Source organism: Bifidobacterium sp. KRGSERBCFTRI, from assembly GCF_025908335.1.
On sequence record NZ_CP109653.1, the window covers coordinates 702,416 to 718,313 of the forward strand.

The 15,898-nt window shown below is 61.1% G+C and carries 13 protein-coding genes; 7 read left to right on the forward strand and 6 right to left on the reverse strand.

Annotated elements, in window-relative coordinates:
• Window positions 1-13: 13 nt before the first annotated feature.
• Window positions 14-799 carry a mechanosensitive ion channel family protein gene (locus tag OGI63_RS02860; protein ID WP_003807623.1) on the reverse strand — a complete coding sequence of 262 codons (786 nt, stop codon included), beginning with the start codon at window positions 797-799 and terminating at the stop codon, window positions 14-16.
• A gap of 131 nt (window positions 800-930) precedes the next feature.
• Between OGI63_RS02860 and OGI63_RS02865 the strand changes: the two genes are divergently transcribed.
• From OGI63_RS02865 to OGI63_RS02880, 4 genes are all read left to right on the forward strand, one after another.
• Window positions 931-2,136: a DUF2974 domain-containing protein gene (locus tag OGI63_RS02865; RefSeq protein ID WP_003807625.1), complete on the forward strand. Its 1,206-nt coding sequence runs from the start codon at window positions 931-933 to the stop codon at window positions 2,134-2,136.
• Window positions 2,137-2,472: 336 nt separating this feature from the next.
• Window positions 2,473-3,681, forward strand: coding sequence for a DUF2974 domain-containing protein (locus tag OGI63_RS02870; protein ID WP_003807627.1), 1,209 nt, complete (start codon window positions 2,473-2,475; stop codon window positions 3,679-3,681).
• Between the two features lie 155 nt (window positions 3,682-3,836).
• Complete coding sequence (locus tag OGI63_RS02875; RefSeq protein WP_011742725.1) at window positions 3,837-4,514, forward strand: TetR/AcrR family transcriptional regulator; 678 nt, start codon at window positions 3,837-3,839, stop codon at window positions 4,512-4,514.
• A 104-nt stretch (window positions 4,515-4,618) separates the two neighbouring features.
• Window positions 4,619-5,809 (forward strand): pyridoxal phosphate-dependent aminotransferase, encoded by a 1,191-nt coding sequence (locus OGI63_RS02880; protein ID WP_011742726.1) that lies wholly within the window; start codon window positions 4,619-4,621, stop codon window positions 5,807-5,809.
• A gap of 314 nt (window positions 5,810-6,123) precedes the next feature.
• Here the strand turns inward: OGI63_RS02880 and gnd are convergent, their stop codons facing one another.
• From gnd to OGI63_RS02895, 3 genes are all read right to left on the reverse strand, one after another.
• Window positions 6,124-7,017 carry a phosphogluconate dehydrogenase (NAD(+)-dependent, decarboxylating) gene (gene gnd / locus OGI63_RS02885; RefSeq protein ID WP_011742727.1) on the reverse strand — a complete coding sequence of 298 codons (894 nt, stop codon included), beginning with the start codon at window positions 7,015-7,017 and terminating at the stop codon, window positions 6,124-6,126.
• A gap of 186 nt (window positions 7,018-7,203) precedes the next feature.
• Window positions 7,204-8,532 carry a GntP family permease gene (locus OGI63_RS02890; protein WP_011742728.1) on the reverse strand — a complete coding sequence of 443 codons (1,329 nt, stop codon included), beginning with the start codon at window positions 8,530-8,532 and terminating at the stop codon, window positions 7,204-7,206.
• Window positions 8,533-8,614: 82 nt separating this feature from the next.
• On the reverse strand, window positions 8,615-9,151 hold the full coding sequence (locus OGI63_RS02895) for a gluconokinase (RefSeq protein ID WP_011742729.1): 537 nt from the start codon (window positions 9,149-9,151) through the stop codon (window positions 8,615-8,617).
• 270 nt (window positions 9,152-9,421) lie between these two features.
• On the opposite strand from OGI63_RS02895, the gene OGI63_RS02900 reads away from it, so the two are divergent.
• Window positions 9,422-10,141 (forward strand): FadR/GntR family transcriptional regulator, encoded by a 720-nt coding sequence (locus OGI63_RS02900; RefSeq protein ID WP_003807641.1) that lies wholly within the window; start codon window positions 9,422-9,424, stop codon window positions 10,139-10,141.
• A gap of 43 nt (window positions 10,142-10,184) precedes the next feature.
• Here OGI63_RS02900 and OGI63_RS02905 read toward each other — a convergent pair whose 3' ends face one another.
• Window positions 10,185-10,976: a DUF4037 domain-containing protein gene (locus OGI63_RS02905; protein WP_003807643.1), complete on the reverse strand. Its 792-nt coding sequence runs from the start codon at window positions 10,974-10,976 to the stop codon at window positions 10,185-10,187.
• A gap of 216 nt (window positions 10,977-11,192) precedes the next feature.
• Complete coding sequence (locus tag OGI63_RS02910; RefSeq protein ID WP_011742730.1) at window positions 11,193-12,455, reverse strand: MFS transporter; 1,263 nt, start codon at window positions 12,453-12,455, stop codon at window positions 11,193-11,195.
• 415 nt (window positions 12,456-12,870) lie between these two features.
• Between OGI63_RS02910 and rpmB the strand changes: the two genes are divergently transcribed.
• Window positions 12,871-13,065 (forward strand): 50S ribosomal protein L28, encoded by a 195-nt coding sequence (gene rpmB, locus OGI63_RS02915; protein ID WP_003807649.1) that lies wholly within the window; start codon window positions 12,871-12,873, stop codon window positions 13,063-13,065.
• A gap of 160 nt (window positions 13,066-13,225) precedes the next feature.
• Window positions 13,226-15,889, forward strand: a complete 2,664-nt coding sequence (locus OGI63_RS02920; RefSeq protein ID WP_041777222.1) for an ATP-dependent DNA helicase RecG — start codon at window positions 13,226-13,228, stop codon at window positions 15,887-15,889.
• The last annotated feature ends 9 nt before the right edge of the window (window positions 15,890-15,898 follow it).

Here is a 15,898-nt window from a genome sequence, read left to right on the forward strand (position 1 = left end):
CACGCCGCTGCCGCTATTCGCCGCTGCCGACCGCGCGGTGCTCAAGATAATCGGCATGCGCGATCGACTGCGCCACCGCATCCGCCATCGTGGACAGCAGCAGGTCGTTTTTCGCGAACGCGTAGATCGTGCCGTCGATGCCGTACGGGGTGAAGCCGTTGAGCTTCACCACCGGCTTGTATTGCGGGTTGGCAAGCCCCACGGTCGCATGTTCCACGGTGCTGACGATGTCGGCCTTCATACGCTCCACATCCACGCCCGCCTTCGCGGTGAACGGCACCGACACCAGGCACTCGTTCGACGGGTCAAGCTTCTCCAGCGAGGCGGTGTTCAGAATGGAATTCGGAATGACCATCTCGTTGCCGTTGCGCTCGCGCACGATGGTCTGACGCCAATTGATGTCCTTGACGGTGCCGGTGATGCCGGCCACCTTGACGTAATCGCCCGGCTGGATGACGCGGCCAAGCATAAGCCCGAAGCCGCCGATCACATTGGCGATCGTATCCTTCAAACCCAGCGAAACCGCAAGACCGCCGATGCCAAGCGCCGTGAACAGGGTGGTCGGATTGATGCCGAACACCGGTTGCAGCAGCGTGCCGATGGCGAACACCCACACCACCACGCGCAGGATGTTGACGAAGATGGATGCGTTCGGCACCTGCGATTTGTCGAGCATGCGGCGCACCACCTTGGTGAGCGCCTTGTCGATAAGCGCGGCGACGATGAGCACGACGGCGAGCAGGATGAGCTTGCTGTAGTTTTTGGCAAGCCAGTGCATGAGAATTTCAACTGGATCCATGGCTGCCTAGTCTACACAGGGGACGTTGCACAACGCTTGCGATTGACTGGATGATTCCTGATCCGCCGGCTGGCCGCAGCGGAGCATAATGGATTCCGTAGGATGCGTTGGCCAGCGAAAAGGGGTGCGACATGGGCAATGTCGTGGATTATGTGCGGCGCGAGTTTCATGGATTCGCGGAGCTGCCGTTCGGCGATGTTGATTCGCTGGTGCTGGCTGAGCTCTCATATATGCGGCTTTCCGGCTTGGTTCCGGCGTTCGGCGAGGCGAGGTCGGTGGCGACGGTGCCGATTCGAGAGCTGCTGCGTGCGGAAAGCTATGACGACATGTTCGTTTCGAATTCCTCCGATATGAACGAGTATCGGCTCGCGTTGCTGCGTGCCGTCTGCGAATCGCCGCGTTTCCGCGCGTTGCGTGTCGGCGAGTACGCGGAGCGTCTGAGCGAGCGCGAACAGCAGCAGTTCGCCGCGATGACGTTCGACGTGGGTTGCGGACCCGTCGATTCGCTGTATGTAGCCTTCCGTGGCACCGATGGCACGCTTGTCGGATGGAAGGAGGATTTCAATATGGCAGTGCGCTGTCCGGTACCGTCACAGGAATCCGCGTATCGGTATGTGAACTCGATTCTGGACAGGTCGGAAGGTTTCCTTTCGTCGGGCGATTCGCCCGCGGTCATGCTCGGCGGGCATTCGAAAGGCGGCAATATGGCCGTGTATGCGGCCATGCGTATCGCGCACGATGACATCGAAGTGGCTGGCGAGCGCGCGCGGCGGCTCGGATTGCTGCCCTCATTGGGTGGGCCAGTGCGGGGTCGCAACAGACGGATCTCCCGCATCTTTTCCCATGACGGGCCGGGCCTTCCGAAATCGACGGTGCGCGGTCAGGCGTACCGTGCAATCGAATCGCGTATCCGCAAAACCGTGCCCGAATCGTCCGTCGTGGGCATGCTGCTGCAATCGAATGCGCCAGTGCGCATCGTCAAAGCGGATGCCATCGGCATCATGCAGCATATGGGAAACAGCTGGCAAGTGGCGGAAAATGGCGATTTCGAACAGGTGGACGAGCTGACGGCCGGCGCGCAGCTCATCAAACGAACCCTCGACGGGTGGCTTGACACCGTAAGCCAGGAGCAGCGCGAGCGCGCCATTGACCAGATCTACGGGATCTTCGCGGCGGCGGGATACGGCAATATCGCCGATTTGGTGGAGCATTGGACGGATTCGCTGCCGAAGATTGTGGAGGCGGCGCGCAATACCGATCGGGAGACGCGCGGACTCATCAGGGCGGTGATCAAGGCGATTCCGGTCAGCGCGGCGAAGGCGGTGCGCGAGGGCTGAAGCGGGTTGAGTGCCGAGGCGGGCTGAAGCGCGTGCCGAGGCGGGGCTATGGGCGGATGCAGCGGCTGGTCGGGATGGTTGCCGAGCCGCATTTCGGCCGATTCATGTGTCACGATCCTCGAAAAGGCGTGAAAAATGGAATTGTGACACATAAGTGCCGCGCAAGTGACACACGAGTGCCGCACAAATGACACATAAGAAGGGCAATGGAGGGCATTGGGGCGCCGATGATCCGGATGCATCCCCGTTCGCTGACGTAGGATGGTGCGGTGCGGACGCATAATTGTGGAAGCATAATGGAATGCGGAATGTCGACGGCTGCGAAAGGGGTGTGCAATGGGCAACATCATCGATTACGCGCGTACGGAGACGCGCGATTTCGGCGAGCTTCCCTTCCGTGAGGCCGACGCGCTCGTGCTCGCGCAGCTTTCGTACGACGACGTGCCGGAATGCGTGCCGCGGCTTGACGACATCGAATCGCGATACGGCACGTTGCATGACCGTGTGAAGCAATTCGACCCGCGCCATCCCATACGCTCCGTGCGGATGCTGCGGAAACCTCCATTCGACGGTGTGACGATCGCGCGCGCCGACGACGAGCTGCACCATGGAAGCGCGGTGCCCGACCATAATGTCGAGAACGTGGGCTTGGTTGATCCGCAGGTGACGCACGATTTCTACCATGCCATCGCCGCGAATCCGCGTTTTTCCGACATTGAAATGGGGGCGTTTCTCGAGCAGTTCGACGGCGATGAGCAGACGCAGTTCGCCGCCGTGACCTATCGCCTGCCGTCCGGCATGCTGGTTGTGGCGTTCCGCGGTACCGACGATTCGCTCGTGGGTTGGAAGGAGGACTTCAACATGGCCTTCCAATACCCGGTGCCGGCGCAGGTGACCGCCGCCGACTATCTCGCCAGGGTGGCCGAGTTGTGGAAGGATGTTCCGATCGTGCTCACCGGCCATTCCAAAGGCGGCAATCTGGCCGTTTATGCGGCGATGAACGCTGAGGACGGGGTGAAGGACCGCATCGAACGCATCTATTCGTTGGATGGGCCGGGCTTCCCTGAGGCGGTGGTGAATAGCTTCGAATATGCGAGCGTGAGCGATCGAATCGTCAAAATCGTGCCGGACTCATCGGTAGTGGGCATGGTGCTGGAAACTCCCGAACGCTGCATCGTGGTGAAATCCGACGTGGAAGGAATAATGCAGCATTTCGTGTTCTCCTGGCAGATGCACGGCGGTGAATTCGACAAAGTCGAGGATGTGGCCAGCAGTTCGGTGACCTTCAACAAAGCGCTGAACAAGTGGCTTGCCAACCTGTCCAAGGAGCAGCGCGAGCGTGCGGTGGACGCGTTGTTTGCCGTGCTCGAAGCGTCCGGTGCGGGCAGTATTTCCGCCATGATGGCGGCCGGGCCGAAAGTCATTCCCGAAATGCTTGGCACGTACGTTGGGTTGAGCGGTGAGGATCGACGCAATCTCAACCAGGCGCTGGCGATTATGTTGCAGGCCGCTCTTGCCCGCAATCCGAAAGTGCGGCGCAAGTAGACGTAGCGCGGAGGTCGTGACGCAGTGGTGTGAGGTGAGGCGTTGCGGTGGATGGCAATCGCTATTAATGCGACATGCTGTGCAGTTTGTTCTAGACAACTTGTATAGTAATTCGCGTTGCGCTTTTAAATCGAAGGTACAAAATAGGGGGAGCCATGCCACGTCCACGCCGAGATTCGGAGATTCTGCCAGCCAAAGAACGGCTCGAAAACGCATTCTGGGAACTGCTTTCCGAACGCGAGTATCGCAAAATCACCGTCACCGACATCGTGCGCACGGCGGACGTGAATCGCAATTCCTTCTACTATCATTTCACGGGACTGCCGGAACTTGCCGATTCCGCCATTCTGCACGCCGTGGAAAACACGCCGCTTCCCAGCGCGCCCAACGCGAATTTCAATCCCGACAACGAATGGCGCAAGCATGTCACCGCGCTGCTACGCGAGCCCGAGCAGCGTCAGCGTCTTGACCGGCTCGCGCTGCTTGCCGGGCCGCACAGCTCGCCGGAACTCGTTGAATCCCTGCAGGACTTCGGCAGGCTCACGTTGATCTCCGTGCTGGGGCTTGACGCCGACCATCTTGACCTCAAAACTGACCTGATGCTCGACTTCACCGTCGGAGGCATGTTGGCGGTGCTGCGCCGCTGGCCGAAGCTCCATGAGCAGCTGCCGATGGACGCCGTGTTCAACGAGGATGTGGCGGTGCTGGCCACGGGCATATTCATGTCCATGTCCAAAACCGACATGCTGGGTTATTGGAAGCGCATCTTCAGCAGCGGTTTCGTGGCGGGGCAGGGCGTGCAGAGCGAAGCCGAACAGAAAGCCGAACAGTGAACGATGCGCCGCATGTCGTGACTTTTCGGTGGTAGAAACGTCTGTAGCGGCGCTCTTTCAGGGTGCGTCAGACGTATGCAACAGCACGACAGGGAGGTTGTTCCATGATCAACGAAGCCTACAAGGCCATGCTCGGCGGAAAATCCGTAATCCGCGAGCTGAGCGAATACGCGACCGCGCGTGGCGCCGAAATTGGCTACGAGAACGTGTTCGACTATTCGCTGGGCAACCCGAGCGTGCCGTGCCCGCAGGACTATACCGACGCCGTGATCGACATGTATAAAACGGCCGAACCGGTGGCGTTGCACGGCTATTCTCCGTCCTTGGGCATTTCGTCGGTGCGCAAGGCGATCGCCGAAAGCCTCAACCGCCGCTTCGACATGGACTACACCGCCGACTACATCTTCCCGACCACGGGTGCGGCCGGCGCGTTGACGCATGCGCTGCGCGTGGTGACCAAGCCGGGCGACGAAGTGATCACCTTCGCCCCGTACTTCCCGGAATACCAGCCGTATGTGAACGGCACCGGCGCGCACCTGACCGTCGTTCCGGCCGACACCGAGAACTTCCAGATCAACTTCGACGCGTTCGAGAAGGCGCTCAACCCCGGAACCGCGGCCGTGCTCATCAACACCCCGAACAATCCGTCCGGCGCGGTCTATTCCGCTGAAACGCTGACCCGCCTGGCCGAGGTGCTCAACGCCAAGCAGACTGAATACGGCCACGACATCTTCCTGATCGCCGACGAGCCGTACCGCGAGATCGTGTTCGACGGCGGCGAGCAGCCGTATCCGAGCAAATTCTACGACAACACGCTTTCGTGCTACTCGTACTCCAAGTCGCTGTCACTGCCGGGCGAGCGCATCGGCTATGTGGCGGTGAATCCGCGTGCCACCGACGCCAAGCTCATCGTGCCGATGTGCGGCCAGATCAGCCGTGGCACCGGCCACAACTGCCCGTCCTCCACCGCGCAGCTGGCCGTGGCCAAGGTGGTTGACGAGACAAGCGACCTGTCCGTCTACGAAACCAACATGAACCTGCTGTATGACGCGCTGACCCGTCTGGGCTTCGACGTGGTGCGCCCCGGCGGCACGTTCTACATCTTCCCGAAGGCGCTTGAGGAGGATGCGAACGCGTTCTGCATGAAGGCCAAGGATTACGACCTGATTCTCGTGCCGTCCGACAGCTTCGGCGTGCCCGGCTACTTCCGCATGGCCTACTGCATCGACACGGAGAAGGTGGAGCGTTCCATCGCGGCGCTTGAGAAATTCGTGCACGAGGTGTACGGCCGCTGAGCCGCTCGCGTATTTCGCCTATATTCCGCTTATAGATGGCGGATTCGCTCTCGTGCCTGATGCCATCTCGCTTATGGATGGCGGATGATGCGGGGAAAAGCCGGTTGGAGGGTATGGATATTGCCCCCTAACCTTTTTGCTGTAGGACCCCGCCATCTATAAGCGAGATAGTGCAGGATTGTGGGGCGGCAAGCCGACTGTCTGACGGGACCGTGTGCGTTGATACAGGTTCGCCCGGAGCTGGTGGGGTCCAGCTCCGGGCGAAGTCTGTTATGGGGAAGGAAGGAATCTGAATCGGTTAATGCGTGAATCCGTCAGTGGGTGGCGATCTCGTCGATCTTGGTGACGTGGCCGCCGAACTGGGCGCGCATGGTGGACACGACGCGCAGGATGTTGTCGGCGCCGCCGCGCGAGGTCTGACGTGCGTACAGTGCGGCCGCGGTGGCCGGGGTCGGCACGCCGAGTTCGAGAGCCGCCTCGATCATCCACTTCGCCTCGCCGGACTCGTTGGCGACCGGCGGCATGGACTTGAGCGTCGGGTCGGACTTGAAGGCGATGGCCAGCAGGTCGAGCAGCCAGGACTGCACCACGGAACCGTCCCTCCAGGAGCTCATCACGGCCGCCGGATCCTCAACGAGATCGGACTTCACCATGGTGGCGAAGCCTTCGCCGAAGGCCTGCATCATGCCGTATTCGATGCCGTTGTGCACCATCTTGGCGAAGTGGCCGCCGCCCACCGGGCCGGCCAGCACCAAGCCGGAATCGCCTTCCGGCTTAAGTGCCTCGAAAATCGGGCGCGCGCTCTCGAAGTCCCCCTGGCTGCCGCCAACCATAAGCGCGTAGCCGCGGTCGATGCCCCACACGCCGCCGGAGACGCCGCAATCCATGAAATGGATGCCCTTCGGCTCCAGTTCGGCCGCGTGGCGTGCGTCGTCGGTGTAACGGGAGTTGCCGCCGTCGATGATCATATCGCCCGGCTGAAGAAGCTCGGCAAGCTCGTTGATGGTGCTGTCGGTCGCTTCACCGGCCGGCACCATGACCCACACCAGACGCGGGGCCTTCAGCGCGGCCACCAGTTCCTTCAGGCTTGCCACGGTGCGGTCCGACTCGGGGGAGTGGTCGTAGCCGACCACCTCATGCCCTGCCGCCGCGATGCGCTTCGCCATGTTGCCGCCCATACGTCCCAGGCCGATCATTCCCAACTGCATGATGTGCTTCTTTCTCTAAAAATGGTTGAAAAGTTTTTGCGATTTTGAATAAGGATTGATGCCGCCCGTTGGCTTCCCGCGCCTTCCGCAACGCAGAAAAGAAGGTTGCGGCAAGCTTTGCGGGCGGCAAGTTTTGGTTATGTTTTGGGTTATGTGAGTGTGGTTGCGATTGCTGCGTTCAGTGCGTCAAAGCACCAGCGAGAGCAGCATCACGCAGCCCAGACCGACCACCGACAGAATGGTTTCCATCAGCGACCAGGTCTTCAGCGTCTGGCCCACGCTCATGCCGAAGTATTCCTTGACCAGCCAGAAGCCGGCGTCGTTGAGGTGGGAGAAGAACACGGAGCCTGCGCCGATGGCCAGCACCAGCAGTGCCAGATGGGTCGGGCTCATGCCGGCGGCGAGCGGCACCATGATGCCGGAGGCGGTGACGGTCGCCACGGTTGCCGAACCGGTGGCGAGACGGATGAGCACGGCCACCAGCCAGCCTGCGATCAGCGGGTTCATGGCGGATTCGGTGATGGAGTTGGCGATCACGTCGCCGATGCCGGAGTCGACCAGCGTCTGCTTGAAGCCGCCGCCTGCGGCGACGATCAGGATGATGCCGGCCACGGAGCCGAAGGACTGTCCGACCATGCCGTTGACGGCGTCACGGGAGAACTTCTGCATGTAGCCAAGGGCGACCATGGCGAAGACGGTGGTGATGAGCAGTGCCACGAGCGGGGTGCCGAGGAACGCGATCACACGGCCCCAGGCGGTGGTGTTCTGACCGGTCAGATCCACGATGGACGCGGCGAGCATCAGCACGACCGGCAGCAGGATCACGGACAGGGCGGTGCCGAAGGACGGGCGGTTTTCCGCGGACTTCGGAGCTTCGGCCTCAGCCTCGTTCTCCGGAGCTGCGATCGGAACCCACTTGGCGGCGAGCCTGCCGAACAGCGGGCCGGAGATGATGACGGTCGGGATGGCCACGATCAGGCCGAGGGCCAGGGTGATGCCGAGGTTCGCGTTCAGCGCGCCGATGGCGGTCAGCGGACCGGGGTGCGGCGGCACGAAGGCGTGCAGCGTGGACAGGCCGGCGAGGGCCGGGATGCCGAGCAGCACCACAGGGGACTTGGAACGACGGGCGGCGAACAGCACCACCGGGATGAGGATGACCACGCCGACCTCGAAGAACATCGGGATGCCCACGATGAACGCGATCAGTGCCATGGCCCACGGCAGACGCTGCAACGGTGTCTTGGCCATGATGGTGTCGACGATGGTGTCCGCACCGCCCGACTTGAACAGGATGGTGCCGATGATCGAGCCGAACGCGATAAGCAGGCCCACGTTGGAAATCGTGCCGCCGACGCCGGAAGTGAAGCTATCGAACGCCTTGTCGAACGGCACGCCCGCGCACACGGCCATGACGAATGAGCCGGCGAGCAGGGACAGGAACGGATGCACCTTGCATGCCGCGATGAGAAGAACGATGACGGCGATGCCGATGATCGCCGCTGCGATGAGATTCATGAATCCTCCTTGACTCGTTGAATTTCTCTTTCGATTTTTAGTTATGTGCGATTATTTTGCGCTGTGTTGCGGCTTGCGCCGTTCACTCGGCTTGCTGCGATTGCGAGGCCACCTTCGCCGCGTACTCGTTCACTGCGGCGACGGCACGTTCGACCATTTCCTCGACGCTGCCTTCGATGGAGACTTCCACGCCGTTCTCGTCTGGCTGGAGCGGCTCAAGAATGGCGAACTGGCTCGGCAGCAGTGCCGGCGGCATGAAGTGGCCCTTGCGCTCGTTGAGACGCTGCTGGATGAGTTCCTGCGAGCCGGTCAGATGCACGAAGAAGGTGGGAACGTTCTGGGCGAGCACCTCACGGTAGCTGCGCTTCAGGGCGGAGCTGGAGACCACGGTGTTCTCGTCCAGCGCCTCGCGAGCCACCATCCAGGTGTTGATGACCTTGAGCCACGGCCAACGGTCCTCGTCTGTCAGCGGAATGCCTGCGCTCATCTTGTCGATGTTGGCCTGCGGATGGAAGTCGTCGCCCTCCGCGTACACGTATCCGAGACGTTCGTGAATGGCTTCTGCCACGGTGGATTTGCCGCATCCTGCAACACCCATCACCACTACGTGAATGCTCATGTTGTCCTCCTTGAACTCTGCTGTATTGCCAGTGCCACTTCGCATCGGCGATGACATCAATATAGCTATGAAAGGTAGTACTAGTCAAGTTAAAAGTACTACGAATAAAAATAATCATGCGACTTGCTATGCTGTAGGTAGTACAAATCGGCGGCAAATCGCGCGAATCGTGCGGGGGTAATTATTCGGACGTCACGCGAACGGCAATCGTATACGGCGTGTCGCAAAAACCTGAAAAAAGATTTGCACGCACAACGAGAGGAATTGTGGATGGCAGGAAACGAAAACGGCGGCGAACTGCTGCAGGATGCAGTGTGCCGCACGCTGGCCATCGAAATGCTGGACGGCAAATGGCCGGCCGGTGAAAGCTTGACGTTGGAAGACGTGCAGAACCGTTTCGGCATCTCCCGTACCGTGGCGCGCGAAGTCGCCAAAACGTTGGAATCCATGGGTGCGGTGACGGTGCGCCGACGCGTCGGATTGGTGGCGCGGCCGTTCTCCGACTGGCAGGCGCTCAACCATCAGGTCATCGAATGGCGACTCCACTCCACGCAGCGCGAGCGGCAGCTGTCGTCATTGACCGAATTGCGATTGGCGGTCGAACCGGCTGCGGCGGCCTCGGCGGCACGCCTCGCCTCCATCGACGTCAAGGCGAAATTCCCCGTCTACGCGGCGCAGATGCGCCAAATCGCCGAATCAAACGAAGAGGGGGCTGCCGGCCTGACCAAATTCCACGATCTGGACGTGGAATTCCATACTTTGATACTGCGCGAAAGCGGCAACGAACTGTTCGCCGCGCTTGCCGACACCATCGCCACCGTGCTGCGCGGCCGTGTGGAACTCGGCAAATACCCGATGAAGCCGAAGCCGGCCGCGCTCGACGCGCACGATGCGGTCGCTGACGCGATAGCGAAGGGCGATCCGGAACGTGCGCGCAAGGCCATGTTCGACATCGTCGACGAAGTGGCCCGCGCGCTCAACTTCTTCTAAAACCAATCGCTACCGGCGTCGAACCGCCGGATTCGCGGTCAAATCACAGGTTCGCGTCGACCGTCTGACGCAGGTCGTCAACGATTTCGCCCAAAGTCTCGCTGAACACCGCCTGATCGGCGTACATCGAATCGAACAGCGTATCGATGTTTTTGCGGAAATCCTTCGGCAGAATGGCGCAGTCGCGTTCGGCGAGCTTGTCGAGACGCTTCTCGCCGGGATGCGTGCGGCGGTTCAGCGCGAATAGCACATCGAAATACGATTCCATGAACGCGGCCATGCGATGGTTGACCGCGATTTTGTCGCCTCGGCTCGCGGCCTTGCGGATCTGTGCGTCGTACGACGGCAGGTTGCCGGTAAGTAGACGCATGTTGCGATTGATGATGTTGCGGCGCAGTTCCTCGGGGAACGGCACGTCGAACCGCTGTCGGGTCGCGGCGTACTGGCCGTCGCGGTCGAACAGCACCTTGCTGGTGAGCATGTTGTGCCACATGCACGTCGTATAGCCGTTGCTGGCCTGAAACCGTTCCACCACGTCGGCGACATTGGCTGCGAACTGGTCCAGATCGCGGTACAGCACGTCGATATTGGTGCCGTCGTTCAGCGTGCAGTCGTCTTCGGTCTCCCAAAAATCGTTGTCGATTTCCATATGGCTGCAATAGTTGCGCAGCAGCCTGCGGCGGCGTTCGGCAGACACGGGTGCGGTGACGTACACGTAGACGTCGTAATCGGATTTTTCATCGTTATCGCCGGTGGCGCGTGACCCACCCAACGTGATGGCCTCGACTTCCGGCCATGCGGACACTGCTTCGACTAGTTCATTTGCCAATGACATCGTTTACCTCTCTCTGCGTCATTGCTGGAGCGGCGCTACGTTGCGCCACGGTGTGCAAACGATGCCAGTATAACATACCAGATGGTAACTGTCGAAGTTGTGCCGGCCTACGCGGTTTCCCGCAGGCCGGCACAGCGCATTCCGCCGAACGACGATTGTCAGGCGGAATGCTATCGAGCGATTGCTGTCGAGCGGAACGCTGTCGGACGGCAGCTGTCAGTCGACGGTTGCGGCTTCCGTCGAACCCTTGGTCGGATCCTTCTGCAGAAGCAGGAAGACGAGCGCGACGGCCAGCAGAATGGCTATCGACAACACGCCGATCGACGCGTTGCCAGTCAGCGACGTCGTGGTAGCGACGAGGAACGTGCCGATAATCGACGCCGTCTTGCCGAAAATATCGTAGAAGCCGTAGTACTCGTTGGCATGGTCCTTCGGAATGATCTTGCCGTAATACGAACGGGACAGCGCCTGGATGCCACCTTGGAACATGCCGACCAGAATCGCCAGAATCCAGAATTCAAGTGCGGCGCGCAGGAAGAACGCGGCGAAGAAGACGATGCACATGTACGCCACCACGGCCGCGGTGATCATGGTTTTCGAGCCGAACCGGCCTGCCAGCTTGCCGTAGATGATGGAGCAGGGGAACGCCACGAACTGCGTGACGAGCAGCGCCACGACCAGCTGCGTGGAGTCGATGCCCAGCTGCGTGCCATACGACGTGCTCATGGAAATGACGGTGTTGACGGCGTCGATGTAGAAGAAGAACGCGATCATGAACATCCACAGCGGCTTGTTCTTGCGGATGGCGCGGAACGTGGAGCCGAGCTCGGCGAACGTGCCGCGGATGGCCTCGCCTGCCTGCCCCGCGGTGGCGCGGTAATGCACCTGCTTATAGCTGGTGAGCAGCGGAATGGTGAACGCCACCCACCACAGCGCGGTGATGACGAACGAGGCGCGCGTGCAGGCTGTGGTCGACCAGCCGAACAGCGCGGGGCCTCCGAAAATCAGCGCGATGCAGACGATGAACGGCACGGTCGAACCGATATAGCCCCATGCGTAGCCGTGTGAGGAAATGCGGTCCATCCGTTCGTTCGAAGTCGTGTCCACCAGCATGGAGTCGTAGAACGTAAGCGAACCATTAAGGCCGATGGTGGACAGCACGTACACGATGAGGAACGCGAGCCAACCAAGCGGCATCGCCATCGCGCAGCACATGACCACGCCCGTCAGGAAGAAGCCGGTGAAGAAGCGGATCTTCATGCCCTGCACGTCGGCGATGGAGCCGAGCAGCGGCATAAGCACGGCGATGACGAGCGATGCGATGGTCTGCGCGTAGCCCCACGTCGACACGATGTTCGTCTCGCCGGCCGCCTTGAGCAGCGAATTCGCGTAGATCGGCACGACGGCGGTGGACAGCAGCACGAACGCGGAATTGCCGACGTCGTAGACGATCCACTTCTTCTCGCGTGGCGTCATCATATGCTTGGATTGCTGGCTGGATTGCTGCGGCTGCTGGGCCTGCGCGTTCTGCTGGGACGGTTGGGTCTGCGGCTCGGCTGTGTCGGTCAATGTTGACTCTTTTCGGCTAAATGTCAATCTTATGGCTCATCTTATTCCATTACTTCATCGTACGGGCGTGGCGGGTGGTAACAGACCATTCGACATGAACAGCGCATGAACAAGCATGTTCTGCCCGTACGGGCCGCATACGCGTGCTGTCGAGACATGGCAAAAACGGCGGAATATGGGGAATGCAAGCCGATTTTCGTCCACAAGTTTGCGATTGGCCGGGGCTGGTTGTATAGTTGAGAAGTTGTGTGTTCTGCCATGCACTTCGTTGTGTGGTGTCGAACGCGCAGACTTGCAAGTCAATAGTAATTATAGGGAGTCCATTATGGCAGCTCGTTGCGCAGTGTGCGGCAAGGGACCGCAGACCGGTTTCACCGTTTCGCACTCACATATTCGCAATAAGCGCACCTTCCGCCCGAACCTGCAGCCGGTTCGCACCACCATCGACGGCGAGAACGTTCGCGTTCGCGTTTGCGTGAAGTGCATCAAGGCTGGCAAGGTCCAGCGCGTTGAAGCGTGAATCGCGAAATAACAGCTTGAAACCCCGGTAAGCCGAATGGCCGCCGGGGTTTTGCTTTATCTGACCGTCCACAAGCCGTGTTGCGGCGAATGGCGCCGCCACGAATAATGGGGAATTCAGCCCGCCGCACAATCATCCGGTCGTGACACAATGGAGTGTTATGAGCACCACATGGCAAACCCCGATTTCCTCGTTCGAAACGAACCGCCGCAGAGTCGGCGCGCTGAAATCGCTGGGCGTGGTGTCCGTGGGCGACGCGCTGACCTACTATCCGTTCCGCGTCACCGAGCCGGTGCCGGCACGCGCCCTGCGCGAAGCGAAAATAGGGGAGAACATGGCCTTCGCCGCGCACGTGCGTGGCGTGCGCGTCTTTCCGATGGCCCGTCGCGGATTCCGGCTGATCGCCGACGTTGATGACGGCGATTTCGCACGCAGCCGGCACATGGACGCTTCCATGGCGTCTCTCGTGTTCTTCTCCTATCGCAAGTCGTACGTCGATTGGATCCAGCGCAAACTGCACGAAGGCGCGTTGCTGGTGGTCGCGGGCGAGCCAAGCGTATACAACGACCGTCTGCAATTCACCCATCCCGACATACTGACGGTCGATCCAGCCGGCGAGCAATTGCGCAGCCGCTCATCTGAGGAAGCCGCCGAATGGGATGACGGCTTCGGCACGGAACAACCGGCGGTCGTCCCGCAATCGTCGACCATGCCGAATCTCAAATACGATGCGGCTTCCGTACCGGAGGCGATGCGCCACGTATGCCGCCCACGTCCCGTCTACCACGCGAACTCGCGCATCTCCAGCGAACACATCCACGAGTCGATCGAAAAATGCATGGACCGGCTGTGCGGTGACGAATACGCTGCGGCACAGGCAGCCCGTGCATTGCATGGCGCCGATGCCAGCGACGCGCAACATGGGGAATTCGACGCGCCGCAAGCCGACCGGCAGGCACGGACGGAAGCGCTTGCCGCCGCCATTCCCGACATCATGCCGGAAGCGTTTCGTATGGAACATGGGCTGATGCACCGAGCCGAAGCGTTCAGGGCGATTCACGATCCGCAAAACCGCGACGGTTTCAACAAGGCGTTGCGTACACTGCGCTACGAGGAAGCGCTCATCTGCCAAACCGCGCTGGTGCAGTCTCGTGATTCGTCGCGTAAGGCCACGGCCACAGCCTGCGCCGACACGCGGCTGAAAGACGATTTCGTCGAGTCGCTGCCGTTCTCGCTGACGGACGGGCAACAGCAGGTGATCGCCGATATTTCCGACGATATGGCACGTGATTACCCCATGCAACGCCTGCTGCAGGGCGAGGTCGGCTCCGGCAAAACCGTGGTCGCGGTGGCGGCTATGATGCAGGCCGTCGGCTCCGGCAAACAAGCGGTGCTCGTCGCGCCGACGCAAGTGTTGGCGGAACAACATTACAGCAGCATCCGCGGCATGGTGGATCGGATGTGTGGTACCGGCGAAGAGGCTGACGAAAACGCGAAATCAGGGGAATCGCAGACAAAATCAACGCACCGTGCGGTTGTGGATGAAAGTGGACAAGTCACGTCGGGAAACGCGCCGGAACCGCAAAACGGTGGACAATCGGATGGCGGCCAGGTGGAGAAACTGCTGGACGGCCAATCGAACAGCCTGCCGGACATTCCCGTGCTGCTGCTCACCGGCGGCATGAAACTCGCCGCCCGCCGACGCGTCCTCGCGCAAGCGGCCTCCGGCAAACCATGCATCGTGGTGGCCACGCACGCCGCGTTCTCCAAAACCTTCCAAGCGCCCAACCTCGCGCTGGCGGTCATCGACGAACAGCACCGTTTCGGCGTGGAACAGCGCGAATCGCTGAACGCCAAAGGCTCCACGGCACCGCATCTGCTGGTCATGACGGCCACGCCGATTCCGCGCACCGCGGCCATGACCTGGTTCGGCGACCTCGACATCTCCTGGCTCACCGAACTGCCCGGCGGCCGCAAGCCGATCCGCACATTCGTCGTGCCCGAAGCGAACGGCCCGCTGATGGCGGAAATGTTCGGTCTGATTCGCAAGCGTATCGACGCGGGGGAACGTGCCTACGTGGTCTGCCCGCGCATCGACGCCGACGCGAAGGATGCCGACGATGCGGGCGGTTCAGGCGATGCGGAAGTCGGTTCCGCATTCGACGCCACATACGATTTGGGCGAGGATGACGAACAGCGCGAACAGCGGCCGCCGTTGCATTCCGTCGCGGAAATCGCGGAACGCTTGCGATCGCTGCCGCAATTCGCTGGCATCCGTATCGCCACGCTGACCGGCCGCGACGATGACGAAACGAAATCGCAGATTATGGCCGATTTCGAAGCGGGCGTGACGCCGATTCTGGTGGCCACCACCGTCATCGAAGTGGGCGTGGACGTGGCGCAGGCCAGCTGCATGGTGATTTTCGATGCCGACCGGTATGGCCTGTCCCAGTTGCACCAGCTGCGTGGACGCGTGGGCCGTGGAGGCACCGAATCGGGCGCGTTCCTTATTTCACGTGCGCCGGAAGGCAGCGATGCGGCCAAACGCCTTGACGTGATTGCCGGCACGTTGGACGGCGCCGAAATCGCACAGGCCGACCTTGAATTCCGCGGCGCGGGCGACGTGCTGGGCGACGCGCAATCCGGCGGCAAATCCGGACTGAAACTGCTGCGCGTGGTCAAAGACGTGAAGATCATCGAGGAAGCCAGAGCGGAAGCCGCGAAACTGGTGGCCGAAGACCCCACGTTGCAAGGGTACGTGCAGCTTGCCGGCGCGGTGCTCGACTTCACGCGCGGCAACGAGACGTTCCTGACCAGCAACTAGGCTCGATGG

Excerpts from the sequence above, each read along its gene's own strand:
- OGI63_RS02860 (WP_003807623.1), bottom strand. The coding sequence starts at position 799 with ATGGATCCAGTTGAAATTCTCATGCACTGGCTTGCCAAAAACTACAGC.
- OGI63_RS02865 (WP_003807625.1), top strand. The coding sequence starts at position 931 with ATGGGCAATGTCGTGGATTATGTGCGGCGCGAGTTTCATGGATTCGCG.
- OGI63_RS02870 (WP_003807627.1), top strand. The coding sequence starts at position 2,473 with ATGGGCAACATCATCGATTACGCGCGTACGGAGACGCGCGATTTCGGC.
- OGI63_RS02875 (WP_011742725.1), top strand. The coding sequence starts at position 3,837 with ATGCCACGTCCACGCCGAGATTCGGAGATTCTGCCAGCCAAAGAACGG.
- OGI63_RS02880 (WP_011742726.1), top strand. The coding sequence starts at position 4,619 with ATGATCAACGAAGCCTACAAGGCCATGCTCGGCGGAAAATCCGTAATC.
- gnd (WP_011742727.1), bottom strand. The coding sequence starts at position 7,017 with ATGCAGTTGGGAATGATCGGCCTGGGACGTATGGGCGGCAACATGGCG.
- OGI63_RS02890 (WP_011742728.1), bottom strand. The coding sequence starts at position 8,532 with ATGAATCTCATCGCAGCGGCGATCATCGGCATCGCCGTCATCGTTCTT.
- OGI63_RS02895 (WP_011742729.1), bottom strand. The coding sequence starts at position 9,151 with ATGAGCATTCACGTAGTGGTGATGGGTGTTGCAGGATGCGGCAAATCC.
- OGI63_RS02900 (WP_003807641.1), top strand. The coding sequence starts at position 9,422 with ATGGCAGGAAACGAAAACGGCGGCGAACTGCTGCAGGATGCAGTGTGC.
- OGI63_RS02905 (WP_003807643.1), bottom strand. The coding sequence starts at position 10,976 with ATGTCATTGGCAAATGAACTAGTCGAAGCAGTGTCCGCATGGCCGGAA.
- OGI63_RS02910 (WP_011742730.1), bottom strand. The coding sequence starts at position 12,455 with ATGATGACGCCACGCGAGAAGAAGTGGATCGTCTACGACGTCGGCAAT.
- rpmB (WP_003807649.1), top strand. The coding sequence starts at position 12,871 with ATGGCAGCTCGTTGCGCAGTGTGCGGCAAGGGACCGCAGACCGGTTTC.
- OGI63_RS02920 (WP_041777222.1), top strand. The coding sequence starts at position 13,226 with ATGAGCACCACATGGCAAACCCCGATTTCCTCGTTCGAAACGAACCGC.